Source organism: Rhizobium sp. BR 315 (assembly GCF_050577975.1).
Classification (GTDB): Bacteria; Pseudomonadota; Alphaproteobacteria; order Rhizobiales; family Rhizobiaceae; genus Rhizobium; species Rhizobium miluonense.
In genome coordinates this window covers 1-879 of the sequence record NZ_JARWKZ010000141.1, presented here as the reverse complement: position 1 = coordinate 879, position 879 = coordinate 1, and the positions used below count along the sequence as shown (strand labels likewise).

2 protein-coding genes are annotated in these 879 nt (G+C 57.3%); both read left to right on the top strand.

Annotation, left to right across the window (positions count from 1 at the left end):
- Positions 1–54 precede the first annotated feature (54 nt).
- A complete protein-coding gene (gene tnpA, locus QD409_RS35410) occupies positions 55–468 on the top strand; it encodes an IS66-like element accessory protein TnpA (protein ID WP_092846832.1) in 414 nt (137 codons plus the stop codon).
- On the top strand, positions 465–767 hold the full coding sequence (gene tnpB, locus QD409_RS35405; protein WP_430765032.1) for an IS66 family insertion sequence element accessory protein TnpB: 303 nt from the start codon (positions 465–467) through the stop codon (positions 765–767). The genes tnpA and tnpB overlap by 4 nt, the downstream gene beginning before the upstream one ends.
- Positions 768–879: the final 112 nt, after the last annotated feature.

Below are 879 nucleotides of genomic sequence, written 5' to 3'. Positions count from 1 at the left end.
GCATCCGAGCTGGGCCGCCTTGAGAGGTGTGCGGAAAAATAGCTGACTGCCTGTATGGACATCTATACTCACAGTCAGTCTGCTGGCCGCCTCGATATCGTCGATACCGGTCGACGTCGGCGGTTTAGCAATGCCGTCAAACTCCGGATTGTCGCGGAGAGCCTGCTTGAGCCGGGCCGTTGTTCGGAAACGGCACGTCGTCACGGAATATCGCGATCACAGCTCTATGAGTGGCGTCGCCTCGCGCGAGCTGGCAAGCTTGGAGAGGTTGAAGTCGTCGATCAGGTTGCAGGGTTTATCCCGGCCATCGTCACGCCGGACCCTGTTGGTAGTCTGCGTAATAGCGCCTCACCGTCAGATGGCCGGATCGAGGTTGTCAGCGCGAACGGTCGGCGGGTGATCGTCGACCAGAATGTCGATGTCGATTTGATGCTGCGGATTGTTCGTGGTCTGGAAACGCTTCGATGAACGTGTTGCCAATGGGATCGGGCGTTAAGGTCTGGCTGGCGACGGGTCATACGGATATGCGATGTGGGTTCCCGTCTCTCGCGCTTCGGGTGCAGGAAGTCTTGAAGCAGGAGCCGCTAGGCGGTCATCTATTCTGCTTCAGGGGTCGCCGTGGTGACCTGATAAAATTGATTTGGCATGATGGCCAAGGCGCATGCTTGTTCACGAACGATTTGCGTCCATACTACGCCTCTTTCTTCTTCAGCGGACAAGTTTTGCGTGGCTGGCACTTTGTACGCGTGCGGCTGCCCGATCAATGAGCCGGTTCCATCGGCTGCATTGTTTCCGCGGCAGGTCTCCATCGGGAATTTCGTAAAGGTAATGATGTCCGTTCGAGGCATGGCTGGCGATGAGGCCGTGCTTGGCCCATCT

What these genes read in the sequence shown, in the direction of transcription:
- tnpA (WP_092846832.1), top strand. Translation starts at nt 55, where the DNA reads ATGGACATCTATACTCACAGTCAGTCTGCTGGCCGCCTCGATATCGTC.
- tnpB (WP_430765032.1), top strand. Translation starts at nt 465, where the DNA reads ATGAACGTGTTGCCAATGGGATCGGGCGTTAAGGTCTGGCTGGCGACG.